The 23,734-nt window shown below is 43.2% G+C and carries 25 protein-coding genes; 17 read left to right on the plus strand and 8 right to left on the minus strand.

Annotation, left to right across the window (positions count from 1 at the left end; all coding sequences use genetic code 11):
• Positions 1 to 13: 13 nt before the first annotated feature.
• The 6 genes from ACP2WE_RS01385 to ACP2WE_RS01410 all read left to right on the plus strand — a co-directional run bounded on the left by ACP2WE_RS01385 (position 14) and on the right by ACP2WE_RS01410 (position 6,540).
• A complete protein-coding gene (locus tag ACP2WE_RS01385) occupies positions 14 to 1,312 on the plus strand; it encodes an HlyD family secretion protein (RefSeq protein ID WP_425213811.1) in 1,299 nt (432 codons plus the stop codon).
• An 81-nt stretch (positions 1,313 to 1,393) separates the two neighbouring features.
• Positions 1,394 to 1,705 (plus strand): hypothetical protein, encoded by a 312-nt coding sequence (locus ACP2WE_RS01390; protein ID WP_425213812.1) that lies wholly within the window; start codon positions 1,394 to 1,396, stop codon positions 1,703 to 1,705.
• Positions 1,706 to 1,843: 138 nt separating this feature from the next.
• Entirely contained in the window at positions 1,844 to 2,728 is an 885-nt protein-coding gene (locus tag ACP2WE_RS01395) for a class I SAM-dependent methyltransferase (protein WP_425213813.1), read from the plus strand.
• Between the two features lie 491 nt (positions 2,729 to 3,219).
• Positions 3,220 to 4,137, plus strand: a complete 918-nt coding sequence (locus tag ACP2WE_RS01400) for a TauD/TfdA family dioxygenase (RefSeq protein WP_425213814.1) — start codon at positions 3,220 to 3,222, stop codon at positions 4,135 to 4,137.
• A gap of 16 nt (positions 4,138 to 4,153) precedes the next feature.
• Positions 4,154 to 5,008: a CE1 family esterase gene (locus tag ACP2WE_RS01405; protein ID WP_425213815.1), complete on the plus strand. Its 855-nt coding sequence runs from the start codon at positions 4,154 to 4,156 to the stop codon at positions 5,006 to 5,008.
• 23 nt (positions 5,009 to 5,031) lie between these two features.
• Positions 5,032 to 6,540, plus strand: a complete 1,509-nt coding sequence (locus tag ACP2WE_RS01410; protein ID WP_425213816.1) for a condensation domain-containing protein — start codon at positions 5,032 to 5,034, stop codon at positions 6,538 to 6,540.
• Positions 6,541 to 6,553: 13 nt separating this feature from the next.
• On the opposite strand, the gene ACP2WE_RS01415 is transcribed toward ACP2WE_RS01410, so the two are convergent.
• Both ACP2WE_RS01415 and ACP2WE_RS01420 read right to left on the minus strand, forming a co-directional pair.
• Complete coding sequence (locus ACP2WE_RS01415) at positions 6,554 to 7,429, minus strand: alpha/beta fold hydrolase (RefSeq protein WP_425213817.1); 876 nt, start codon at positions 7,427 to 7,429, stop codon at positions 6,554 to 6,556.
• A 38-nt stretch (positions 7,430 to 7,467) separates the two neighbouring features.
• A complete protein-coding gene (locus tag ACP2WE_RS01420) occupies positions 7,468 to 8,418 on the minus strand; it encodes an extracellular catalytic domain type 1 short-chain-length polyhydroxyalkanoate depolymerase (protein WP_425213818.1) in 951 nt (316 codons plus the stop codon).
• A 529-nt stretch (positions 8,419 to 8,947) separates the two neighbouring features.
• On the opposite strand from ACP2WE_RS01420, the gene ACP2WE_RS01425 reads away from it, so the two are divergent.
• The 4 genes from ACP2WE_RS01425 to ACP2WE_RS01440 all read left to right on the plus strand — a co-directional run bounded on the left by ACP2WE_RS01425 (position 8,948) and on the right by ACP2WE_RS01440 (position 12,456).
• Positions 8,948 to 9,397: a peroxiredoxin gene (locus ACP2WE_RS01425; RefSeq protein WP_425213819.1), complete on the plus strand. Its 450-nt coding sequence runs from the start codon at positions 8,948 to 8,950 to the stop codon at positions 9,395 to 9,397.
• 621 nt (positions 9,398 to 10,018) lie between these two features.
• Positions 10,019 to 11,659, plus strand: a complete 1,641-nt coding sequence (locus tag ACP2WE_RS01430) for a DUF1565 domain-containing protein (RefSeq protein WP_425213820.1) — start codon at positions 10,019 to 10,021, stop codon at positions 11,657 to 11,659.
• 162 nt (positions 11,660 to 11,821) lie between these two features.
• Positions 11,822 to 12,115, plus strand: a complete 294-nt coding sequence (locus ACP2WE_RS01435) for a DUF433 domain-containing protein (protein ID WP_425213821.1) — start codon at positions 11,822 to 11,824, stop codon at positions 12,113 to 12,115.
• The gene (locus ACP2WE_RS01440) at positions 12,112 to 12,456 is read left to right on the plus strand and encodes a DUF5615 family PIN-like protein (protein ID WP_330481674.1); all 345 of its coding nucleotides are present in this window, start codon (positions 12,112 to 12,114) and stop codon (positions 12,454 to 12,456) included. Before ACP2WE_RS01435 ends, ACP2WE_RS01440 begins: the two co-directional genes overlap by 4 nt.
• Positions 12,457 to 12,529: 73 nt before the next feature.
• Here ACP2WE_RS01440 and ACP2WE_RS01445 read toward each other — a convergent pair whose 3' ends face one another.
• Positions 12,530 to 14,473, minus strand: a complete 1,944-nt coding sequence (locus ACP2WE_RS01445) for a M24 family metallopeptidase (protein WP_425213822.1) — start codon at positions 14,471 to 14,473, stop codon at positions 12,530 to 12,532.
• A 307-nt stretch (positions 14,474 to 14,780) separates the two neighbouring features.
• Between ACP2WE_RS01445 and ACP2WE_RS01450 the strand changes: the two genes are divergently transcribed.
• Positions 14,781 to 15,461 carry a response regulator transcription factor gene (locus ACP2WE_RS01450; protein WP_425213823.1) on the plus strand — a complete coding sequence of 227 codons (681 nt, stop codon included), beginning with the start codon at positions 14,781 to 14,783 and terminating at the stop codon, positions 15,459 to 15,461.
• On the opposite strand, the gene ACP2WE_RS01455 is transcribed toward ACP2WE_RS01450, so the two are convergent.
• Both ACP2WE_RS01455 and cobU read right to left on the minus strand, forming a co-directional pair.
• Positions 15,458 to 15,793 (minus strand): DUF3082 domain-containing protein, encoded by a 336-nt coding sequence (locus tag ACP2WE_RS01455; protein WP_425213824.1) that lies wholly within the window; start codon positions 15,791 to 15,793, stop codon positions 15,458 to 15,460. The genes ACP2WE_RS01450 and ACP2WE_RS01455 overlap by 4 nt on opposite strands.
• A gap of 96 nt (positions 15,794 to 15,889) precedes the next feature.
• Complete coding sequence (gene cobU / locus ACP2WE_RS01460) at positions 15,890 to 16,444, minus strand: bifunctional adenosylcobinamide kinase/adenosylcobinamide-phosphate guanylyltransferase (RefSeq protein WP_425213825.1); 555 nt, start codon at positions 16,442 to 16,444, stop codon at positions 15,890 to 15,892.
• 371 nt (positions 16,445 to 16,815) lie between these two features.
• Here cobU and ACP2WE_RS01465 point away from each other — a divergent pair, with 371 nt between their 5' ends.
• Positions 16,816 to 16,971: a hypothetical protein gene (locus tag ACP2WE_RS01465; protein ID WP_425213826.1), complete on the plus strand. Its 156-nt coding sequence runs from the start codon at positions 16,816 to 16,818 to the stop codon at positions 16,969 to 16,971.
• 302 nt (positions 16,972 to 17,273) lie between these two features.
• On the opposite strand, the gene ACP2WE_RS01470 is transcribed toward ACP2WE_RS01465, so the two are convergent.
• The 3 genes from ACP2WE_RS01470 to petM all read right to left on the minus strand — a co-directional run bounded on the left by ACP2WE_RS01470 (position 17,274) and on the right by petM (position 19,307).
• Positions 17,274 to 18,176 (minus strand): DUF4349 domain-containing protein, encoded by a 903-nt coding sequence (locus ACP2WE_RS01470; RefSeq protein ID WP_425213827.1) that lies wholly within the window; start codon positions 18,174 to 18,176, stop codon positions 17,274 to 17,276.
• Positions 18,177 to 18,218: 42 nt separating this feature from the next.
• Positions 18,219 to 19,094: a 16S rRNA (cytosine(1402)-N(4))-methyltransferase RsmH gene (gene rsmH / locus ACP2WE_RS01475; RefSeq protein ID WP_425213892.1), complete on the minus strand. Its 876-nt coding sequence runs from the start codon at positions 19,092 to 19,094 to the stop codon at positions 18,219 to 18,221.
• A gap of 114 nt (positions 19,095 to 19,208) precedes the next feature.
• Positions 19,209 to 19,307 (minus strand): cytochrome b6-f complex subunit PetM, encoded by a 99-nt coding sequence (gene petM, locus ACP2WE_RS01480; protein WP_425213828.1) that lies wholly within the window; start codon positions 19,305 to 19,307, stop codon positions 19,209 to 19,211.
• A gap of 330 nt (positions 19,308 to 19,637) precedes the next feature.
• On the opposite strand from petM, the gene ACP2WE_RS01485 reads away from it, so the two are divergent.
• The 5 genes from ACP2WE_RS01485 to nuoK all read left to right on the plus strand — a co-directional run bounded on the left by ACP2WE_RS01485 (position 19,638) and on the right by nuoK (position 23,643).
• Positions 19,638 to 20,819, plus strand: coding sequence for an NAD(P)H-quinone oxidoreductase subunit H (locus ACP2WE_RS01485; protein WP_425213829.1), 1,182 nt, complete (start codon positions 19,638 to 19,640; stop codon positions 20,817 to 20,819).
• The gene (gene nuoH, locus ACP2WE_RS01490) at positions 20,819 to 21,937 is read left to right on the plus strand and encodes an NADH-quinone oxidoreductase subunit NuoH (protein WP_425213830.1); all 1,119 of its coding nucleotides are present in this window, start codon (positions 20,819 to 20,821) and stop codon (positions 21,935 to 21,937) included. Before ACP2WE_RS01485 ends, nuoH begins: the two co-directional genes overlap by 1 nt.
• Positions 21,938 to 22,035: 98 nt before the next feature.
• Complete coding sequence (ndhI, locus tag ACP2WE_RS01495) at positions 22,036 to 22,626, plus strand: NAD(P)H-quinone oxidoreductase subunit I (protein WP_330481782.1); 591 nt, start codon at positions 22,036 to 22,038, stop codon at positions 22,624 to 22,626.
• Between the two features lie 18 nt (positions 22,627 to 22,644).
• Entirely contained in the window at positions 22,645 to 23,256 is a 612-nt protein-coding gene (locus ACP2WE_RS01500) for an NADH-quinone oxidoreductase subunit J (RefSeq protein WP_330481664.1), read from the plus strand.
• A gap of 81 nt (positions 23,257 to 23,337) precedes the next feature.
• Positions 23,338 to 23,643 (plus strand): NADH-quinone oxidoreductase subunit NuoK, encoded by a 306-nt coding sequence (gene nuoK / locus ACP2WE_RS01505; protein ID WP_330481663.1) that lies wholly within the window; start codon positions 23,338 to 23,340, stop codon positions 23,641 to 23,643.
• Positions 23,644 to 23,734 lie beyond the last annotated feature (91 nt).

Consider the following 23,734-nt stretch of genomic DNA (forward strand, 5'->3'; position numbering starts at 1 on the left):
ATTGAGCATCCCTATGAAGAACCAAGGACTTCAACCCTATATTGTTGAGAATCAGCTAATTAATAGAAGTACCCATAAGCTATCTAAGGTGTGGGAAAAGCATGCGTTAACAATATTATGTTTTGTTGGCTTTGGTATTGTTATGTGTTTGCCATATCAATTTCGCCCTGGAGGGCAAATTAAATTACTTCCCCATAAACAACAGGACATCCAAGCACAGGTCAATGGAAGAATCATTCAGGTTAAGACAGGTGACAATGACGCTTGGATAAAAAACGGGACTGTAGTAGCCGTTATGGAAGCACCCGATATTGATAATGAAATCAAAAAAACTCAAGACAGCATTAGTAGTCAGAAAAGCAAAATTGAAGTGTTAGAGGCTAATTTAGCAAAATTGCTAGCAACACCTAAGAAAGAAGAAGTCGATGTCGCAAAGCAGAAAGTAGAAGTCGCTAGATCGTCATTAACTGTAGCCATAAGAGAGCTAGAAACTGCCAGAGATCGAGCACGGTTAAGCACGCAAAAAGTATCTCGATATGAATTTTTGTCTAATGAAGGGGCTTTCTCTAAGCAACAGTATGAAGACGAAAAAAGACAAGCAGACCTAGACAAAAATAATGTGGAAACTTTGAAAGGTAATGTAGAGACAAAGCATGCAGAGATAGATGAAGCACAAGCAAGTTTGGCATTAGTATTAAGTGGTCCTTATCCACAACAAGTTGATGCTGCACGTAGTGAGATTAATTCAGCTCTTGCGGATTTATGGTTATTACAGCAACAGTTAAAGTTTTTGCAGGAGCAAATGTATCGCACCAACTTAGTGATGCCATTTGATGGTCGAATAGTTACCGTAAATACAACTAGCCTTTCCAAAAAGGTGGGAAGTTACTTGCAAAAAGGAGATACCTTTGCGATCGCAGTTGATAATCACGAACTTTTAGGAGAGGTACTAGTTCCAGAATTCGAGGTGGATAAGCTTGCTCCAGACAAAAAAGTTGAAATCAAGCTATTTGCATCTCAAGGAGAATCTATCACGGGGAAAGTAATGCTGATTCAATCAGCCGCAGTAACTGATGAGACAACAGGGCAAACAAATTATGATGGACAAACTGGAAAAGATGTTAAGCAGATTAAAGAAACTTCAGGAAAAATAGTAAAAGTGATTGTAAAGATAGATAACCCACAGGGAATTGTCAAGTCAGGAATGACAGGTTATGCCAAGATCGAAGGTGAAACAATGCCTGTAATCGTTGTGTTTACGCGCGCACTAGTCCGCTTTGTCACGGTTGAAATTTGGTCGTGGTTGCCTTAAATGATAGAGTGTTCCAGCACCATTGGGGAACTACAACAGCGATTAGAAGAACTCGAGTATCGTATAGGCTGGTTAAATGGATTGTTGCAAGAAACTCAACTCAAGTTACAAGAATTACAAACTTGTTGTCTAGAAAGTCAGGTTATAACTATAGATATGGAAGATTATCCTTTGGTGGGAACAGTTCTAGACTTTATTGAAGATGCTAGGAACATCTATCAATCAAGCCAAAACTTCGATCCTTTGACAGCTTCTAATCAAGAAATACAACAGATGCAAGCGAAACTTTGGAATAATATTGTCTGGTTCCAAAAAATTTTAACAGTCAGCCAAGCGGAACGAAAGCAAGTTGTCGAAATCATAGAGTATAAGATGCAAATAGCTAGGTTGTAAATTTAGGTTATTCTCTATACTACTTAAAAGGAGAAGGATACTAATATCTAAAAGATTCATTCTAACAATGTCATTGGGAAGTTTTCCCGTAAAGCAGCCAGTGTTACCATAAATTTTATCGATCAGGAAAAGAAATCTATGAAAGTCAATACAACCTATGAACCGTTTTCACAACAGCCTGAATACATTGAAACAAATCGAGGTTTCATTCGTAGTCTTCCCTTAGACTCGGTTACAAAAGTGTTGGATCTTGCTTGTGGAACTGGGACACTGACAGAATTACTGTTTGAGGTTCGCCCTGATTTTAGCGTCATTGGCATAGATATCTCTTCAGTATCTTTAGAGATCGGTCGTAAGTTGTTTCGAGAGCAAAATCGACTAGTTTCAACGCTAGAACAACTTCAGTCAGCTCAAGCTGCTGGCAAAGGGGGTGTCTTAATGCTTGAAGGTAGTGCCGATGAGGTTCCCTTAGCATCGGAAAGTATGGATTTGGTAATCATGGGTAACGCTATTCATCTCCTGCCTGATAAGGATAAGCTTGTGTCAGAGGCTTATCGAGTTCTGCGTCCAGGTGGACACTTTGCATTTAACTCCTCTTTTTACATTGGCACTTATCCAGAAGGGACAGAATACGTCTATACGGAGTGGGTCAAAGAAGCTGTAGGTTTTATTACAGAGAAAGATGAAGAAGACAAGCGTGCGGGTGGAACAGGAATCAAGCGCCAACGAGGGACAAGACAAACTGCTTTCAATAAAGGTTGGATGTCCCCACAACAATGGCAGGAAGTTTTAGAACGCAACAACTTTATACCAGAAAAACAAGAAATAAGGACGATGATGATGAATCAAGAGAGTTTCGAGACCGTAGGAGCTTATGCTGGTTTTTCGGAGGTGATGATGAGTGGCTACCCTCTTGAAATAGGTAGTGAAGCTCTGCAAGAAGGTGCTAAGCGTGCCTTTCAGAAATTAAACATCGTGACAGTTCCTCGATTTTATTTGGAAATGACGGGAAGAAAGCCTTAGTTATGGGCTCCTTATACTTGCTCACATATTGGACAACAATCTGTTTTAAACTTGATTGCAATGAGATTCAGAATTCAATTGCCAAATATGGGAGTCGTCATTTCAGCCAGCTTGGCAGTTCAAGATTGAAAAATTCTCTCGTGATGAGAATTGCTACTTAGATGCCTCAATAGCCTATAGCAGCCCTAAATGAGTTGTAATTGATTTGTAGCGCAGGCATCTTGTCTGCAAGGGCTAGAAGTTTGTTCTACATTCGCAAATAATTAAGGATCGCACTACTTAATAGGGAATATAGAAGTTTTTGAATAGGATTTTATGTGAGATGGCTCAGCTATCTCACATAATCTGGGAAATTCGCTCTGCCTGTGTAAGTTTTATGGAAATTAAACACTTTAGCCATTTACCCTGAAATCCTTTCCCCTTCTATGTTATGTTTAGGTAGTTATTCTCTAGGCTTGCCCTGTTTTATCTAGTTTGGTAGAGATTAGCTTATGAAAACTTCGTCTTTATTCGATTCCTTTGGTACATTAATTTCCAACGATGATGATTCATCTATTACAGATTTAAACTCGCAAGAAATCCTGGATTTATTCAAACTCTCTAAGCTCCTAGTTTTTAGAGGCTTTGCCAAAGACACAGATCAATTTCAACAATTTACTAGTCTCTTTTGTTCGGATTTTATCACTTATATGGGTGGGGGCTATCAAAGGAAAACCATCAACCCAGAGGGAGATAAAACCCTGCTATCGGTCAATTATTATTTTGGAGCACAAACTCAGAAAACGTTTCCTTTGCCTTTACATGGTGAGATGTATTACCTCAGAAATCGTCCTGCGGCACTATGGTTTTACTGTGTTGTTCCTGCATCCAGTCAAGGAGAAACAATGGTGTGTGATGGTAGTCAGCTTTATGACGCACTATCGTCAAGCACAAAAAAATTATTTCAAGATCGACGACTAAGGTACATTCGCTACTACCCAAATGGAGAATGGCAAAATCGTTTCCAGTCTGACAATTTGGATGAGGTCGTTCAATTTTGTTTAGATAATGAGATGGAGGTTGTAGTCAATTCGGCTGAGCAGACGCTTAAAACTGAATACTTTCATTCTGCAACAATTAACGATCTATGGAGCGATCGCCCTGTTTTTATCAATAATATTTTGCCCGTTACAAGTTCAGAAGAACATGGTATAACGACAAATATTGTCCGTCTCGAAGATGGCAGCAAAATTCCAGATGAAGTGATACAAGAGATTAGAGAAACAAGCGATCGTCTAACCAAATTAATTGCTTGGCAAGCTACCGACATTGCTTTGATAGACAATGCCAGAGTATTACATGGTAGAAGAGCCTTTACCGATACAAACCGAGAAATTTGCCTCCGTATGAGCAAGACTATCAATTGGTAAGTTCAGATGAGGAACCATGCTAAGACAACGCTGGCTAGAAAGAAAAGCACGACTATTCGATCGTAGACAACTATTTCACCAAGGGCTGAAACGTACCTACGCGTTATACACACCTCCCATTTACAAAGATGAAAATTCTTTGCCGCTTGTTTTGGGTTTTCATGGCGGTTATACCTTAGCATCTCGATTTGCCATAACAACTGGACTAAACGATCTGGCTGACGAGAAAAAATTTTTGGTAGTCTACCCACAAGGAATTGATAGCCACTGGAATGATGGACGAGGCACGACCAATCCTCAAATTGATGACGTAGGTTTTGTGGAAGCGTTAATCCATGAAATTCAGAACCTCAGAAACATTGATAGTCGCCGTATTTATGTAACAGGCATCTCTAATGGTGGATATTTTGTCCAGCGCTTGGCTTGTCAGTTACCCCAAAAGATAGCGGCTTTTGCCTCAGTGGCAGCTACCTTACCAGTGCCTCTGAGAGATTGCCGTCAAGGGCAATTACCAGTCTCTATTTTAATGATCAATAGCCCAAATGACACTTTTGTTCCTTGGGAAGGGGGAATTGGTACAAAAGGTAAAGGTGGAGAAATTCTATCTGTTCCTGCAACCGTTGAATTCTGGCGACAACATAATGGGTGTTCCTCAATAAAAGAGACTCAGCTTCTTGGGGATAACGTCGAAATGATGCGCTACTCAGGCAGGAATAGTGAGGTTGAAGTCATTCTTGTCACGGTTAAAGATGGTGGGCACACTTGGCCTGGGGGGAAACAGCAACCTCAATGGTTAGTCGGGAAAACCACTAAAGAAATCCAAGCTAGTTATCTGATTTGGGATTTCTTTCAGCGTCATACTTTGCATTAAGTTATCCATTTAATTCAGTTGCCATGCGCGAACCCCTCAGTCCTATTTCGTCTGAATTTTTCCATAAATATTTACTTTATGGGAACTCGCTCAATATTGCTATGACTGTCCAGATCGGGAACGATCTCGATCGCGATCTAGTCAGCCAAGCTCTTCATTTTGTGATGCTAAAACATCCAATTCTTAGATCTAGAGTGGCGATCGATCTTGATTCTCCATTTCGTTATTTTTGGGAGCCCCTTCAAGAGCAACAGTCTATTCCTTTATTTTACGAAGAACTTCGTTGCCATTCCGAATCTCTGCAGCAAGAACTCAGTGCTTTAGAAACTCTCCATCACAACCAAACTATTCCTTGCGATCGCACCTATCCGTTTCAGCTATTTATAACGTCCTACGATCGCTCTTTCACCCATTTGCAATTTATGATGCCCCATGCCGCAGGTGATGGCAAAAGTTTGGCTATCTGCGTGCGAGATCTGCTTGATTTTTATAGTCAATTAGAAGCAGGGAAAACGCCTGTATTTGAGCCTCTCCAATATTTTCCAGGGGACTGGGAAGAGCTTTTTGGGTATTCAGTTGATTCCAAGAAAAAAGAGAGTGCGGAGCGATTGCTAAATGCTGACTTGGAATTTCAAAACCTTCCTAATCGCGATCGATATGGTGATGAGCGAGATTGGCCTAATTTTGCAGGTGATTTGCAACACAAACAGTCGCCACAAAAACAAGCGCTAACATTAATTCCTTTCCCTCGCCCATTGATTTCAGAATCTCAACATATAACAGATGGTTTTTCTTCTCTCATTAAAACTCTGCACTATACATTTCCTCAGGAGCAAGTCTCTAAACTCAAAGCTTTACGCAAAAATCCCCTCTATCAAACCGATTCTGGACTTCCTTATTCAATTAACGATTTAGTCTCGGCTTTATACGTCCAACTTCAGCTTAAACTGGCTAGAATTGCAGGCGAAGAGGTTCAGTTTGTGGTATTAGGGATGGCTTTCGATCTGCGTTCTTTCTTTTCAAAAACAGTCTGGAAATCTGCGGTTCAAGATATTTATCTACCTATGGTTATTGAACTCAAGATTGAAAAAGAGATGTCTGAAAATTTATGCGCGTTGTTAAAAGTAATCAACCTTCAAAAGGATAACGCGCTAAAAAAAATGCCTAGACTGAGCCTAGAGCCGATTTTACTGAGATCTCAATTGGGGAATTCTTTGACCCAAGATGACTGGAGCTTGTTTTTGAAATTTAGAAGTGAAATGATGCAAAAAAAGATATCGAGGATCTTGCGTCTTAGCTACATGGGTAACATAAATAGTTTTTTCAAAAACTTGCAAAACTTCAATTTTCTCAAAGCTGATTTTAAAACAACTATTGCTGGATTTCCCGTTCCTAGTTTGCTACTTTATTCATTTAATCGAGAGTTATCCCTAACTTATCCCTATGTACCAGAATTTTTTAACGAGTCAGAAGTAGAGATGGTTTGGCAGATGATGATTGAAGCTATTGAGGAACTTTGTAATGCAAACTAAAATCAGTTAGCACTTATGGCTTTATTTGATTTAGATGGGAGTCCAAAAAATCTTGGAGAGTTTGTACAAATAATGCTGGTTTGATCGCTGGATGAAAATGCCCCACTTCTGGAACAATAAATACTTGACAGTTCTCGAGTAATTCTTGAAGTTGAAAACAAGAGGGAAGACAGTGAGAATATTCCCCATATATAGCAAGTGTAGGAACTTTAAGACTTTGAATCTCTTGAACAGTGATTTTTCCCTGATCGTCGAGTTCCTGATTTGCGGTTGTAGTAGTAAGCAATTTTTCCCAACGAGATGCTCCTTTTCTTCCCATATCTCGACGCTTTAGAGATGGACTACGAGGGGAACGGGATAAGTCGCCCTGAGTTACCCCACTTGAAATTTGATTGAGGCAGGTTAACAGTCGAAAGTCTACGATCTCGTCATCGTTAGGAAGCGCGTCACTATGTTGTTGAAGTTGCTGCTTCCAAGTATCCCAGTAGAACCAATCTTTTAGCTTGGGAGGAAGCTGTAAACATTTCAATAACGTATCAGCGATCGTTAAGGTAGTTACCTTGTGAGGGTTAGATAAAGTATAGTGGAGGGCGACCCTTGCACCAAAACTATGTCCGACTATGTGAGGGCGACGTATATCTAGATGGTCTAACAGAGCTTGTAGATCTTGAGCCATCCTCTCTAAAGTAAAACCTGAGGCAGGCATACTACTATCTCCATGACCTCTAAGATCGTAGGTCAGAACTCTGTAATGTTTTGAGAGTTCTGACGCAATTCCTAAATACCAAAAAGCTAGGTTGGTTCCCAAACCATGCACTAAAATTAAATCTTCGCCTTGCCCTAGCTGCTGATAGTGCAAAGTTACATCATCAAGAATGAGTTTAGCCACTGAATGATTTAGATTATTAACTAGGAACTTATATTTGTTCAGGGTAAAGCATGGCGCTTGAAAAAATTCCAAACGTAAGAACTTCCATCAATCTTTTGGCTAGTCCTTCCCACAAGCCATTGAGGTTGCCCTAAACCATTAGGCCAAGCATGCCCACCTCCATAAATGGTTGTCAAGATAACTTCTGAACCACTTCTACATTGAGTATAGCGGGAGATTTGAATACTTGTACCATCATTTTTTTGGTTTTTGTCAACACTTTGAATATTACTTTGAACATCTGGCTGCGAAGAACAACTATTTCTTTGTTGCCAAAACTTGACCGTATCGGGTACTGAAAGAATGTAACCTCCAAGTCCTCTGGTTCCTCTCCCCCCCTGCCAAGGTACAAACTTATCATCAGGGCTATTAATTAGAAGTATGGAAACTGGGTTGCGTGGATTACACCTTGTTGACATGGGCTGTGCAAGTGTTGATGACACTGAGGCAAAAGCCGCTATTTTATCTGAAAGTTCACAAGCTAGCCTTTGAGTGAAAAAACCACCATTGGAAATACCTGTGGCGTAAATTCTGCGACTATCGATATTTCTAATCTTTTTGATGTCATCTATCACTGCTGAGACGAAAGCAACATCATCTTGCTTAGGTAACCCAGCAACATCACGTCCGTCATTCCAATACTTATCTATTCCTAGAGGATAAACAACGATAAAACCTTCTTGTGCAGCAAGTTGATTAAACTTGGTGGTTTGTGAAAATTTTTGAGCAGTAGTGGTTCCACCGTGAAAACCTAGCACTACTGGCATTGGTTTTTTGGGATTGTATGAAGGAGGAGTATATAGGAGATAACTACGATTTAAACCTTGGAAAAATATTTGCCTAGGCTCTTCATTTCTTGCCTCCAGCAAACCACAGCTCAAGATCGAACTTGAAACTAGTAAAGTCAGAAAGAGGCTGACAACATTATTTCTTAATAGAGGAATTTTCATTACGGTAATTGCAAAGTTCAGGACTAAGAAACTGTTTAACGTTGCTCAAGCTAATGGGTATTCCAATATGCCTAGATAATAATCCTAAAAACATAATGCCTGTTTAGTCTCTATCTGAGGTGTGAAGGAGAGATCTCTCACTCTAAACTAATTTACAGGGTCTAGAACTATTAGCTACAAGCTGTTTCACAAAAAAGAGATATCACCAACATAATTGCAGATAGACATAGTATTGATGACAAATGTTCCACGCCATATTTGTCCCAACCAGAAAACAGCTTTCTTGGCGATTCAAAGTTTCAGTCATTTCGTTATTCAAGGTGATTGGTAAAATAATTTAGAGCAGGCATCTTATTACTGCACGGGCTGAAGCCAATAAGACTACACATACCTATACCACTAGCTTAAGACTGCTATAGTACGCTTTGTTAGGATTGATACCGATCTCACCAAAGATATTAAAGATTTTAACAAACAGTTAAGATTGCTACAGATAGAATCACTACATTTACGATCAGGAAAAACGATTATGGCTCTTGCAGTTGGCAATAAGGCTCCAGGTTTTACAACAAAAGATACGAACGGTAATATCATTTCACTCTCTGACTTTTCAGGAAAGTCTGTGGTGCTTTATTTTTATCCCAAAGACGATACACCGGGCTGTACCAAAGAAGCTTGCAGCTTTCGCGATTCTTACGCTGAATACAAAGGCAAAGATATTGTTGTGCTAGGTGTGAGTGCAGATGATGAAACTTCCCATCAACAGTTCACGCAAAAATTTAACCTGCCATTCCCTTTACTTGCTGATGTTGATGGCACAATCATCAAAGCCTATGATGTCCAACGGGCAGAATATAACCAACCTGTTGCTAGTCGGGTTACCTATGTGATTGATGGCGCGGGTGTGATTGTCCAAGTTTATACTTCTGTGCAAACAGAGACCCACGCCAAAGATATTTTGACAGCACTGGGAATCTAGCACTTTTTATAGCTACGCTTTTGCTCAGGATTTTTCGCTTGCATTTTTTATGATTTGCAAAAAGATTGTGCTAATATCTGATTCTTGTTTTAGTGGCAGATTTAGGATCTCGCTCTAAACAAGTCTGGTTATACAGCAAAGTTAAAAAAACAGGCAAAATAAATAGCGAGGTTGCGATCTGGAAATCTTAACCTCGCTTTAGATGGGCTTAACGAAACATCTATGTTGCTAATACCTAGCCTGTCATCAAAGCAATTTTCAAACATCGGCTAAATAGCCTAATTTTTAAGCACTCAAATACTTGACACAAGCCCTTCATAAGCTTTACCCCCTGACTCTATCAAACTTTTTCAGGGCATTGTTTTTTTGATTTCAGCGGTTTTAGATTCAGTAAGATGTTACGAATGACGAAACAAAGTTAGGGCTAGGTAGGTCAGAACAACTACTGTCGCGTCAACATTGGCTGGTTGCTGATAATTGTAGGCTCTGATCTATGGTTTGATATTTGCTTAGAGTAATCTTGGTCTAACTGGTAAAAATTGGTTAGCGTTCCGATCTATGTGATGTCGATAGTGCGATAAACCTAACTAAAATGCAGCATCTTTGAAGGGATTAAATTTTATGTCTAAGCTGAGAAATTGTACTGGCGTCTTACTTGTTTTAGCATTAGGTACGCAGCAAAGCATATTGGCTACTGATGTTTTAGCAGCTAATACAACAGGACTGAATTTGTCTGTCGATCGCTTACGCCAACAGTTCCAGCCACCTGAGTCCACGCTACAAATTGCTCAGGCAAACAATACGATCTATGTATCCCCTAGTGCCGATTCCTCTGGTGATGGTTCGCAAGCTGCCCCTTTCCGTACAATTACGGCTGCATTAAATAGCTCTCTGCCACCAGGCACGGTGATTCAGCTTGCCAACGGCACTTACAGCGCAGCTTCGGGAGAAGTGTTTCCGCTAAAAATCCCTACGGGTGTAATCTTACGCGGCGATCCGAGTAATAAAGGTGCAGGAATTATCATTCGAGGTGGCGGTAGGTTTGTCAGTCCCACATTTGCCAGCCAAAATGTAGCGATCGCTGTAGGAAGTCAAGCACAGGTTGAAGGGATTACCTTAAGTAATACCAATCCCCGTGGTTATGGTTTGTGGGTGGAGTCTAGTAAAAATGTCACGATCGCGGATAACACATTTACCAGCAACACCCATGATGGCGTGTTTCTCACAGGAAGTGCGAATGCGGCGATCGCCAATAATCTGTTTACCCGCAATACAGGTAGTGGGATCTCGGCAGTAGGGTTGAGCACGGGCGAAATCACGGGTAATACCTTTGACAATACTGGGTTTGGACTGTCGATTGGACAGCGATCGCAAGTGGTTCTGATCGACAATCGCATCATTAACAATGTCGATGGCATCGTGATTTCCAATGATGCCCAACCCACACTGCGAGGCAATTTAATTGCCAATAACAATCGCAATGGTTTGGTGGTATTAAGAGGCTCGAATGGGCAAACTGGGCCAGATTTGGGCATTACCTCCAATCCCGGCAAAAATGTTTTTCGGGATAACCGCGAAAAAGACATTAATAACGCTTCAGATATTGCTTTGATCGCAGCAGGAAACCAAATTAACCCCAGCCGTGTCAACGGGGCGTTAAATATTTACGCTTCAACTTCACCTGTGATTCTGCCAGAAAGGATTGTAGAACCGCCTCGTATACCATCGATTACTCCTCGCACATCAATCGCACCAGTCAGCCCAAGAATAAATCCTGCCGTTGTGCCATCTCAAGATCCTCTGCCTGTGGTGGTGCTCCCAACTGAGCCACCTCAGACCACGCAGTCGCCGATTGTGCCTGTGGAACCTTCGACAACACCTTCGACAGGCAATCCTGTGCGATCGACAACAGTTCCTTCCATAGCAACTTCTACAGCCCCCACATCAATTTTGATTGAACGAGATTTTTCACCTGTACGCTCGACAACAGGTTCGACGAATGTTTATACACCTACACCAGTAGCCCCAAGAGTAGCGATGGATCCTCGCACGGGAAAGCCAATTCAGTTTCGAGTTGTGGTTCCACTGACTTCACCTTTAATTGCCGAACGCGTTCGCGCGATCGTGCCTGATGCTTTTTTAAACCCAAGCCGATCGCAGATTCAAGTAGGGGCTTATAGCGATCGCAAAGATGCTGATGCGCAAGTGCAAAAGCTATCTCAGTCTGGCGTTAAGGCGATCGTTGAGCCGTTCAATCGCTAGATCTGTCCTATAACTAAATAAGCAAAAAATGCAGCATTCAGACAGCAAAGGCATCGTAATACTTGAGACTTCATATCTTGATAAATCCTCAAAGAAAAAGTTGGGGATCTAAATATCTCCATATCTTCAGTTTTTTAATACCTAGCTGCTTAGTGAATCATCATGAAAATTACAACTATCTCCCGCCATGTCACTCGTAACCCTGAAATTCTCTCAGGCGAGCCAATTATCGATGGAACAAGAACACCAGTCAGAGCCATTGTCGAAAACTGGCGCTTAGGAGTTAGACCAGAAGAAATTCCATTACATTTACCGCATCTCAATCTCGCGCAAATCTTTGATGCCCTTAGCTTCTACCTAGACAATCAAGCAGAAATCAATGAATACATAGAACACAACCACATTCCTGATGAGTTAGTTCATCCAGTCATCAAAGCTAGATTAAATCAAAAATGACTATTTTTGCCCAAATTTACATTGATGAAGATGTGGATGTTCTAGTTGCTACCTTACTCATCGCTAGAGGATTAGACGCAACTACAGCAAGACAGCAGAAAACTTTAGGCGAACTCGATCCCCAACAACTAGCTTTCGCAGCATCAATAGGGCGTTGTATGCTGACCCACAATCGACTGGATTTTGAGAAACTACATACGAGTTATGTCTTGAATAACCAGACACACGCAGGAATCATAATCGCTAAACGAAGAAATCCCTATGAAATCGCCGAAAGAGTTGCCATGCTCCTCGATACTTTGACCGCCGATGAAATTGCGAATCAATTGCTTTACATTTGACGCGATCGCCCATCACAAGCAAAACACTAAATTACTGGCACAAACGAAAGTAATCCTACATCGAACAGGGGCATTAAAATCGACAGGCTGTTTCTAGCCATGCCATTTGCTCGGCATCCAACATGGGCGAGAGTTTTGCAATTACTGCCTCATGATAGCGATCCAGCCATTCCTGTTGTTTGGTGTCGAGGCGATCGCGATCGATCAAGCGCTTGTCAAATGGAATGTAGGTAAGCGATTCAAACTCGAACCATGGTGGAGTCTCAACCTTCTTTTTGGCATCTGTTTGCGCGTCTTTTTGAGAATTCTCTGGTGATCCTTCTACTGAATTCTCAGATTTAGGAATTTCTCTAACCACATACAAGTTCTCAATTCTGATGCCCCCCCAACCTGATTGGTAAAAGCCAGGTTCGATACTTGTTACCATCCCTGCTTCTAACTCGGTTTGGACGCGCTTGCTAATCCCGTTAGGGCCTTCATGCACATTCAGAAAGACACCAACCCCATGCCCAGTGCCATGCCCAAAATCAAGCCCTTTTGACCAGAGCGACGAACGGGCAATCCCATCAATTTGACTGCCCGTTGTGCCCTTGGGAAAGCGCTGCATGGCGCAGTTGATATGCGATCGCAAGACTTCGGTATAGCGTTCAATTTGCTCGACTGTCGGTTCGCCAATCGCGATCGTGCGAGTATCATCCGTCGTACCAGCCAGAAACTGCGAGCCTGAATCTAGTAAGAAGAGATCGCCTGATTTAAGTTGGTGGGCATGGCTAGGGGTGCTGTAATGGACGATCGAGCTATTTGCCCCAGTTGCGGCGATTGTCGGAAAGCTCAACTCTTGAAAGCCTTCGGTTTGGTGATAAAAGCCCTCGATCGTTCCCACAACATCTAGCTCAGTGATGGGATTTTCTGTGGTAAATTGCTCGGAGATCCACTTGAGGGTAAGGGTTTTGGCTCGGCTAGCCTTGAGATTTGCCTGTTGCATCTGCTCAATTTCAACCGTATTTTTCAGAGCCTTAAATACCTCAATCGGATTTTTCGTTTCGACAATTTTGGCTTTGTGTTCTTTAAGCTTTAGGTATGTGCCCAAGGTAGTTTGGGCGGTAGCTACCAAAACCCGATTTGACGATACAGTAGCAACCAGACGCTCTAGGGTCGGGAGATATTGCTCGTAGTCTAGGATGGTTACCTGTTCGGTCAGCGATCGCTTTACCGCTTCATTAATGCGTGCTTGGTTTGTAAATAGGTAGGTTTCCGATGTAGTTACAATTGCATAGGCAATAAATACGGGATTGCAGTCCACATCCTGTCCGCGTAGATTGAACAACCAAGCAATCTGATCGAGTTTGGTCACAGGTAAGATGGCTGTCCTGCTCTTTTGCATCGACTCCCGCACCCTTTCTAATTTTTTGTTGACGGTTTCGCCTGTGAGTGCGTCAGACAGTGGAAATACAAGCGAGTTACCATAAGTAGGCACAGGATCTATCTCATGCCAAGGGCTTTGAGCGCGGAGTTGGTCAATCAGGTTGATCTTGGTGGGTACGAGATCCACGCCTGCAGCCTCTAGGTGATGTTTCAGTTGCCGAAATTGATCCACCGTGAGGGTGAAAGGGTCAAACCCCAGACGAAAGCTAGTTTGTTGCTTTAAAGCCCGATCGCCGAATTCCTCTAAAATTTCTACAGTGGTTTTATGTCCTTCTAAGCCAAGTTTAGAAATCTTGATAAAATTTGGATCGACCTGTAGCTCGGCCTGTTCGTGATAGCGTGAGTCTACAAACAACCATGCTGTATCTTGACTGACCAAAAAGTCGCCCGCAGAGCCTGTAAAGCTGCTAGCCCATTGCCGCCGTTGTTTTGCCTCTGGTAAATATTCATTTAAATGCTCATCGGCAGAAGGAATAAAGTAGCCGTCTAATTCACGTTCGTGAAGTAGCGATCTTAGATCTGTTAGCCTTGTATGTGAGGAATGTTGATTAGATGTAGGTAAAACATTTGGAGGTAGATCTGAAAGTAGCATGATTCAAAATGTAGTTGTTTTTCTTTTGCCTAAAAATAATTACTCTGATGTCTCATCATTAATAGGATTTAGCGATATTATTCAAGACTAGGTTTGAAGATTTATTGCGGTTTGTTTCGAGCTGTTTGTGCAGAGAACTTTCACTATTCAGCAAGGGTAAAATTAATCCAATTAATCTTTCGTTAATATTTAGTTTGTCCCTCTGTCACAATCAATAACATAATTAACAACTAGATTAACAACGTTTCGATTTAGTTGGTTGATTCAATCAAATACACTTTAATTACCCGTACGATCGCCTAGTGCCATGAGAATGCTTCTTGTAGAAGATGATGTAACCCTTGCTGAGACATTAGCAGAAAGCCTTGAGGATTATAACTATAAAGTTGATATTGCCGAAGATGGCGAAGTTGCTTGGGAAAAAGTCCAATCTACGGACTACGACATCATGTTGCTTGATGTGATGCTGCCCAAGCTTGATGGCGTAAGATTATGTCGCCGTCTGCGTTCTCATAATTTTGACCTTCCCATCTTGATGATTACTGCGCTTAGCTCCAGTTCAGAGCAAATTACGGGTCTAGACGCAGGCGCTGATGACTATGTGGTCAAGCCCATCCAGATTTTAGAGCTTTTGGCTAGAATTCGGGCATTATTGCGGCGATCGAAGCCTCCATCTACGACACCATCTCTAAAATGGGGCGATCTGCTGCTTGATATTGATGCCTATGAGGTTACTTATAAAGATCAACCCGTACACCTGACCGTGAAAGAACAGGGCATTTTAGAATTGCTGTTGCGCCATGGTCGGCAGGTGGTCAGACGTAGCCTCTTGGTTGAAAAGGTTTGGTCGCCTCACAAACCGCCTAAAGAAGAGACGATCAATGCCACAATCAAGAGTTTGCGCTCTAAGTTAAAGGATGCGTCTGCACCTGCGGACTTTATTGAAACAATTCACGGTGTAGGGTATCGCCTAAAACAGCATTCTTAGTTCTTGGTGACATGGGGGGCAGTCTGTTTGCCGAATTTTGCAATTATCAGTTGAATCCCCTGCTGAATCGTAAGCAACACTAGCCCTAGAGCAATTACAGCAAAGATCATAGTTGCGCCTGAACCGAGCCCTAAAAGCATTGTCCGCACAAGCGCAGCAACGCGTGCTGCCAGTGTCTCAGTGTTGTGTGGACTATTAGCTAACTTTTGCGCCACCGTTAGCGTGAAAAAATACAATCCTACCGATAAAACCCCAGAGATTGCTGCACCTGTGAGATTTTTTAAAGGGCTGGGAGGTTGCTCGGTAGGGATAATGTTGATTTTGTTGGTCATAGTTGCCAATTTTAGGTTGTGTTTAATCTTTTATTCTAATCTTGTTTGAATCCTGTCTTACAACTGTAAAAATACCAAGGATGTGGTCTGCCAGAATCACTTAGAAAACTGCCGATTGGCAGGAGGCAGTCGCTCGCCAATCTGGGTTAAGTCCACAGCATAGCCACCTGTAACTAGGTACACAACATCCGCGATCGCACCAATTTTGCGGCTCAGACTACCGAGGCGATCGCGAAACCTCCGCCCCAGTTCGTAGGCAGGAACGACGCCCCATCCCACTTCTTCAGATACGAGCGTGATATCTGCCTCACAAGCTACGATCGCGGCAATTAACGCCTGCTCGGTTTTTTGCCAAGTTGTTTGGTCTTGCTCTAAAACATTGGCGAGCCATGTGCCCAAGGCATCAACCAAGACATAGCTACTTGCCTCCGCCGACTCTAAAGCTGCTGCCAGTGCAATGGGAACTTCCCAAGTTTGCCAGTCATAGGGACGGCGGTCGCGATGGTCATCAAGCCGATTTTGCCATTCAAGGTCATCCACCTTACTGCTGGCGGTAGCAATATAGACGATCGATTTTTGCGATCGCTGTGCTAACAACTCTGCCCATTCACTCTTGCCCGATCGGGTTGCGCCTGTAACCAGTGTGATCATTGGTAGTTTTGCTTTACTGGCTCAGATCATACGCATATCTTGAAATATTTTTTAAATTGTTACGATCTCCACAAATTTCACATCTCAAATGTTATAGTCCGATAACTTAAGAGTGCGCTCTGGGTTGCAAATAAATAAAACAGTTAGATTTGTTGTGGTTAGTTTGCGATCGCAAGATTTTCTCTTAAGTTCGTACAAACCCTTTCTCAGACTTGCATTTCGGGCATTTCGACAAGATTTTTCTAGATTTGGAGCTATTAAAGACTGAGTTCTTAATATAAATTTAAAAATAATTTTGTAGCATAAGCTACGGTTGTGCTATATTTAATTTTGTAGTCCACAAATTACTTTGATAAAGGGGAAAGTTCGTCATGATTAAAAATGAAAGAAAAATCGAAGCAAGTGCTAACCATAAAGCAAGCATTGCCGCATCTTTGCAACGTCGTATGGAAGTAGCTAGAGCAAATAACGATACTCAGTTGATTGGTTTGCTAGAACAAGAAATGAAGCAAGTTGGCTTAAATTAAGCTTTGAGTTCGGATTTGAGATTTAGATCTCCAGCTAAATCTTTTGCTAAAACTCATAAGCGTGGCTGTTAATCTAGTTGATTACCCAAAAGCTGATAAATAATGTTTCTGAAAAAATAAGCTCAGGATACCCAGTATTCTGAGCTTAACTTTTTGCAATTCATGCTTTGCACTTGCTAGTCCATCCGCGATCGCAGTGAGTCAGGCTTGATGTGCTAGTTTTGCCCCATGTGCAATCTATGGAAAATACGATCGCGATTGCCTACTTTAACCTGCTAGATCTTGCTGCCAACGGTTGTCGCTTAGTCTGAGATCTCGTCAGAATCAGATTTTTGCAATTGTTTTTGCACCTGTGCCAGTTGACGGCGACGGCGGCGTAAAAACAAAAAGATTGCTAAGGGAACAAGCCAATACGGACAATATACAAGCAACCAGATTAAGAGCTTCAATAAGCCAATGCTCATAACTGCCAGTGAGTGGGTGGCACTATTCCAAGTGTTTTGTAATTGCGTACCTAGGTCAGATTGAGGTGGAATCGCAGAGATCGCGGCTGAGAGACTAACTTGTACCGTTGAATAAGCAACTTGATTTTTTAAATTTGTCAAATGAGCGTCAATTTGCTCAATAGATTCCCGCACGCGGCTGAGTTCTTGCGTAACTTTTAGCACATCAGCCACTGAGCCAGTTTGCTTCAAAATTTCCTGTAACTGTGTTTCAGTTTGACGCAAATTTTTGAGACGCGCTTGCAAATCCACTAATTGATTCGATACATCCTCTGCTTTCAGCGATCGCCCTTTTACGATTCCTAACTGAGACAGCGCGTCAATGACTATATCGAGTCTCTCTTGAGGAATTCTGAGTTTAAAGGAAACTGACTGAGCAATGCCAGATGCACCAGAGCGAAAGTCATGTAGCTCTAGAATGTCTCCCTGTTGTTGTTTGACAATTTCTGTGACTGCTTTTGTACTTTCTTCAATCGATTTAACTTGCAAAGAAATTTCAGCAGATTTAATCAGTTGCGGACGGGGGATTGCATCCTTTGCCGTCAACTCTGGATTCGCGTTGGGGGTTGTTCCAGTCTGGGCTGCAATATTAACAGGAGCAGAGGTTTGATTTGGTAAGGATGAAGCACAACTTGTGAGCGCGATCGCGGTGAGAATACCCAAAGCTTTCAAAGATCGATTGGAAAATATTTGACCTTTCAAATCTGGTTTCTCCATTTTTATCGCCGACAACCGACTTTCCTCCTAGATTTTAACCCTTTCTGCTAATCGCAGTTTTGCCGATCGCGATCGCGGGTTTTGGCGAATTTCCTCGTCTGTCGCGATCAGGGGTTTCTTCGTAATAATTTGTAACCGTTCGTCTTGGCGAAACGTCTGCTTGACGATCCGATCTTCGAGGCTATGAAAGCTAATCACGGCAATTTTGCCATTGGGTTTTAACCAGTCCACCGATCGCTGCAACCAAGTCTCAAGCACCTTAAGCTCTTGATTTACCTCAATCCGCAATGCTTGAAACACGCGGGTAGCAGGATGAATTCTGCCATGGCGATAACTACCTGGCACGCAACGGGCGATCGCATCGGCAAGTTGCGTCGTGGTTTGAAACGGGCGTTGCTCCACAATATTGCGGGCAATTCGTCTAGATAACCGCTCTTCGCCTAGGGTAAAGAAAATATCGGCGAGGGTTTTCTCGGCATAGGTATTGACAATATCGGCAGCAGTTAACGCTTGGCGTCGATCCATGCGCATATCTAAGTCGCCCGACTCTCGAAAGCTAAACCCCCTCTCTGGTCGATCGAGCTGCGCCGAACTCACGCCCAAGTCCGCAATCATGCCGTCAAATTGCCCCAGTTCTGAGGGTTGATAGGTACTGAAATTTCCATGCCAAAATTCTACTTGGTTCCCAAAGTGTGCGAGTCTGGTTTGGGCGGCTTGTAAAGCGATCGCATCTTGATCGATCGCGACCAAACGTACATCTTGAGCTGCTAAAAGAATTCTTTCGCTATGCCCCCCGCCCCCTACGGTACAGTCGAGGTAGTACCCACGATCTGAAATTTGCAGCGCATCAATCAGGGTATCTGCCAAAACGGGGACGTGATGAAAACTAGGATCGGTCAATATTTATTTCTCTTAGCTTTTTGGTTGTCAGTCGTCAGTTATCAGGTTTGCTAAATCCTCTCTGGGTAACGGCTAACGGATATAAACCTAACCCCTTAGCCGTTACGAAACAAACTACTATTTTGCGCCTTGCAACTTTAATAAAAAGTAGCCCAAGCTAATTCCCACCAAAGTTAGAACGATTGGTAGGATAGCGGCGTTAAACATTTCACCCATTTGTATTTAATCTCCAGTTTTGATTACGTTGCGTACTCAAATCATAATCAATAGAGGGGTGATTGTTTTCAGTATTCTTGAGATTAAAGCTGCGGATATTGAATGCAACTTATGTCAAGCATAAGAAAATCCATCGCGATAAAACGCACTTGTGTAACACTCCTCTGGTGTTACATTTGCCACATGAGGATATACTAAAAACTGTTAAGCAATATCAAGTATCAATAGATACAAGTGCGAACAGCCGTAAGGCATTAGCTTTAGAAAACATCTTTATATAACAGCAGTGTTAGGTAACTTTAGGCAAGAGTTAAGAGGCGATCGCAAATCATGGTGATGATCGAAACAAAAGCCGAACGCATGGTAATCAATATGGGGCCTCATCACCCATCCATGCACGGTGTATTAAGGCTGATCGTGACGCTAGACGGTGAAAATGTGGTCGATTGCGAACCCGTTTTGGGCTATCTGCATCGGTCAATGGAAAAAATTGCCGAAAATCGCACAATAATTCAATATTTACCCTATGTAACGCGGTGGGACTATCTCGCCACCATGTTTACGGAGGCGATTACGGTTAATGCCCCCGAACAACTTGCCAACGTCCCCGTACCGAGACGGGCTAGTTACATCCGCATGATCATGCTGGAGTTGAGTCGGATTGCGTCTCACTTGCTCTGGCTGGGTACCTTTGTGGCAGACATTGGCGCTCAAACCCCCTTCTTTTACGTGTTTCGCGAACGGGAGATGATTTACGACCTGTTCGAGGCAGCGACAGGAATGCGGATGATGCACAATTATTTCCGCGTTGGCGGTGTTGCCGCTGACCTCCCCTATGGCTGGGCAGAAAAATGCGAAGACTTCTGCAAGTACCTCGTGCCAAAAATCGACGAATACGAAAAACTAATTACCAACAACCCGATTTTTCGCCGCAGGGTAGAAGGGCTAGGCACCATTGGTCGCGATGAAGCGATCAACTGGGGGCTCTCAGGTCCAATGCTGCGTGGCTCAGGCGTAAACTGGGATCTGCGCAAGATCGATCGCTACGAGCTTTACCACGAGCTAGATTGGGAAGTGCAGTGGGATACAGGCGGTGACTGCCTTGCCCGCTACTATGTGCGCGTGCGCGAAATGCGAGAATCCGCCAAGATGGTCTTACAGTGCCTCAAACAGATCCCAGGTGGCTCCTATGAAAATCTAGAAGCCCAAAGGGTACTGGCTGGGCCTAAGAGTGAATGGAACTCTATGGACTATCAGTTCATCAGTAAAAAGCCTTCGCCTACGTTTAAGCTTCCTGCCGCCGAACATTACGTGCGGGTAGAGGCTCCCAAGGGTGAGCTGGGCGTTTATGTAATTGGGGAAGATAGTGTATTTCCTTGGCGCTGGAAAATTCGTCCACCAGGATTTATCAACTTGCAAATTTTGCCTCAGTTGGTTAGAGGAATGAAAATTGCGGACATTATGGCAATTTTGGGCAGTGTCGATATCATTATGGGTGAGGTAGATCGCTAGTGAGTACGGGAATTGACCTACAGCAATCTTTTGTGGATGTTTTAGTTGGTCTGGGTTTGACTCCAGGGGTGGCTAAAGCAGTTTGGATGCCAATACCAATGATTGTCATGGTGTTAGGCGTAACCGTTGGGGCATTGGTCTGCACCTGGTTAGAACGGAAAATCTCAGCCGCCGCACAACAGAGAATTGGGCCGGAATTTGCAGGGCCTTTTGGCATCCTGATTCCGATCGCTGACGTGGCAAAACTGGTGATCAAGCAAGGGACTCGACCTGCCAAGGCCGACCCGATTTTGTTTACCTTAGGTCCAGCGATCGTGTTTATCTCGATCTTCCTTTGTTTCTTGGTTGTGCCTTTCGGACAAAACATTCTGATCTCAAACCTCGCAACGGGAATCTTCTTTATTATTGCGATTTCTAGCCTTGCACCGATCGGATTGCTGATGGCGGGCTACTCTTCCAATAATAAATACTCGCTCTTGGGAGGCTTACGCGCTGCCGCCCAGTCAATTAGTTACGAAATTCCGCTAGCATTGGCAGCACTTGCCGTTGCCATGATGTCTAATGGACTCAGCACCATTGACATTGTCAACCAGCAAGCGGATTACGGCATTGTCACTTGGAATATCTGGCGGCAACCGATCGGCTTTGTGATTTTTATGATTGCTGCCTTGGCAGAATGCGAACGCCTTCCCTTTGACTTACCTGAAGCCGAAGAAGAACTCGTCGCAGGCTATCAAACCGAATATACAGGTATGCGATTTGCCCTGTTCTATGGTGGTTCCTATGCCAACCTCTTACTGGCAGGACTACTGGTCACGGTTTTATACTTTGGTGGCTGGGAATTGCCCTTCCCCATTGATAAGGTGGGAGAGTTTCTCGGCATTAGCAAAGATACAGCTTGGTGGCAGATAATCACAGCCACCTTAGGCATATCAGTTACGCTGATTAAGACATACTTCTTTGTCTTCTTTGCGATTCTATTGCGTTGGACAGTTCCACGCGTGCGGATTGACCAACTCCTCGATCTCGGCTGGAAATTTTTACTCCCCGTCGGTTTGGTCAACCTTTTGCTAACCGCCGCACTCAAACTGGCTTTACCTGCTGCTTTTGGTGGTTAATCGCTCAATCCATCACAACAAGATGAGATGGACTCCCTTTTTACTTGTAGATTTCTAACCGATTAGAACCTAAAGTCAAACCTAAATAAATCACTATGCTGAAGTTCCTCAATCAAGTGGGCGATTACGCTAAGGAAGTCGTCCAGTCAGCCAAGTATATCGGTCAAGGCATGTCTGTCACCTTCGATCATATGCGCCGCCGACCCATCACCGTACAGTATCCCTACGAAAAGCTGATCCCAGCCGAGCGTTTTCGCGGACGCATTCACTTTGAGTTTGACAAATGTATTTCCTGTGAAGTCTGCGTGCGGGTTTGCCCGATCAACCTACCTGTGGTTGACTGGGAGTTCAACACAGCGATGAAAAAGAAAGAGCTAAAGAGCTACAGTATCGACTTTGGGGTTTGTATTTTTTGCGGAAATTGCGTGGAATATTGCCCCACCAATGCCCTCTCTATGACAGAGGAATATGACCTCGCCACCTACGATCGCCACGAACTTAACTTTGACAGTGTTGCCCTAGGCAGAATGCCGACAAAAGTTACTGAAGATCCTATGGTGACACCGATCCGAGAATTGGCTTACTTACCTAAAGGCGTAATGGAAGGACATGAAGTCCCTCATACTGCCCGTAGAGCTGGTAAGCGCCCCGAAGAAATTCTGGATGAAGAGTCCATTCCGTCTGAGTAAATAGAGAGGAGAAGTTTTATGAATCTTGCTGAAGGTGTACAAACAGTCTCTCTCGTCGTGCTATCGGCAATGCTGACAGCATCCGCAGTGGGCGTTGTACTGTTACCCAATATTGTTTATGCCGCCTTTTTACTGGGTGGATGTTTCATTAGCGTTGCAGGTCTCTATATTCTGCTGAATGCTGATTTTGTCGCGGCAGCCCAAGTGCTGATCTATGTCGGTGCGGTCAACGTCTTGATTTTGTTTGCGATCATGCTGGTTAACAAAAAGCAGGACTATGCCGAAGTTAAACTGGGCTTTTTGCGCAGTGCGATTACCGCCGTAGTCTGTTTGGCTTTATTTGCATTACTGACTGTAACTGTAACTTCAACCAACTGGGCAGTTACCGCAGAGATTGCCGCACTTCCTTCTACGATTGTGCTTTTGGCTCAACATTTCTTTAGCGATTATCTTTTACCCTTTGAGTTGGCTTCGGTGCTCTTGCTCGTTGCCCTGATTGGTGCGATCGTGCTTGCCCGTCGCGAACTGGTTCCCGATCCAATTACATCGGGCGAATCCATCACCGATGATTCTTTAGAATTGCTAGAAAGACCTAAGGAACAACTGGCTGCTTCTAGTTCTGACAAATAGCCTAAAAGCTGAGAGCTAAAAGCCAATGGCTTTTAGCTCTTGAAGTAATAACTAATAACTGATAACCGACAACGAATAACCATGTCTTTAGAACCGTTTTTGATTGTAGCCGCCGCCTTATTTTGTATTGGCATCTATGGGCTAATTACTAGCCGCAATGCGGTGCGCGTGTTGATGTCTATCGAACTGATGCTAAATGCCGTAAACATCAATCTACTAGCCTTCTCAAACTTCCTTGACTCTGCCAACATTCGCGGTCAGGTGTTTGCTGTGTTTGTAATTACAGTCGCCGCTGCCGAAGCTGCTGTGGGTCTAGCGATCGTGCTGTCGATCTATCGCAGCCGCGACACGGTTGATATGGAACAATTCAACCTCTTGCGCTGGTAGTATCTATCCTTCTCACAGAAGAATTAAAGAACCGTGCGATCGCTTTTCTCACATCTAACAACCAATCGCGATCGCGGCGAGTTTTCCCAGC

The organism is Tumidithrix helvetica PCC 7403 (assembly GCF_965232925.1).
GTDB classification, from domain to species: Bacteria; Cyanobacteriota; Cyanobacteriia; order Pseudanabaenales; family Pseudanabaenaceae; genus Tumidithrix; species Tumidithrix helvetica.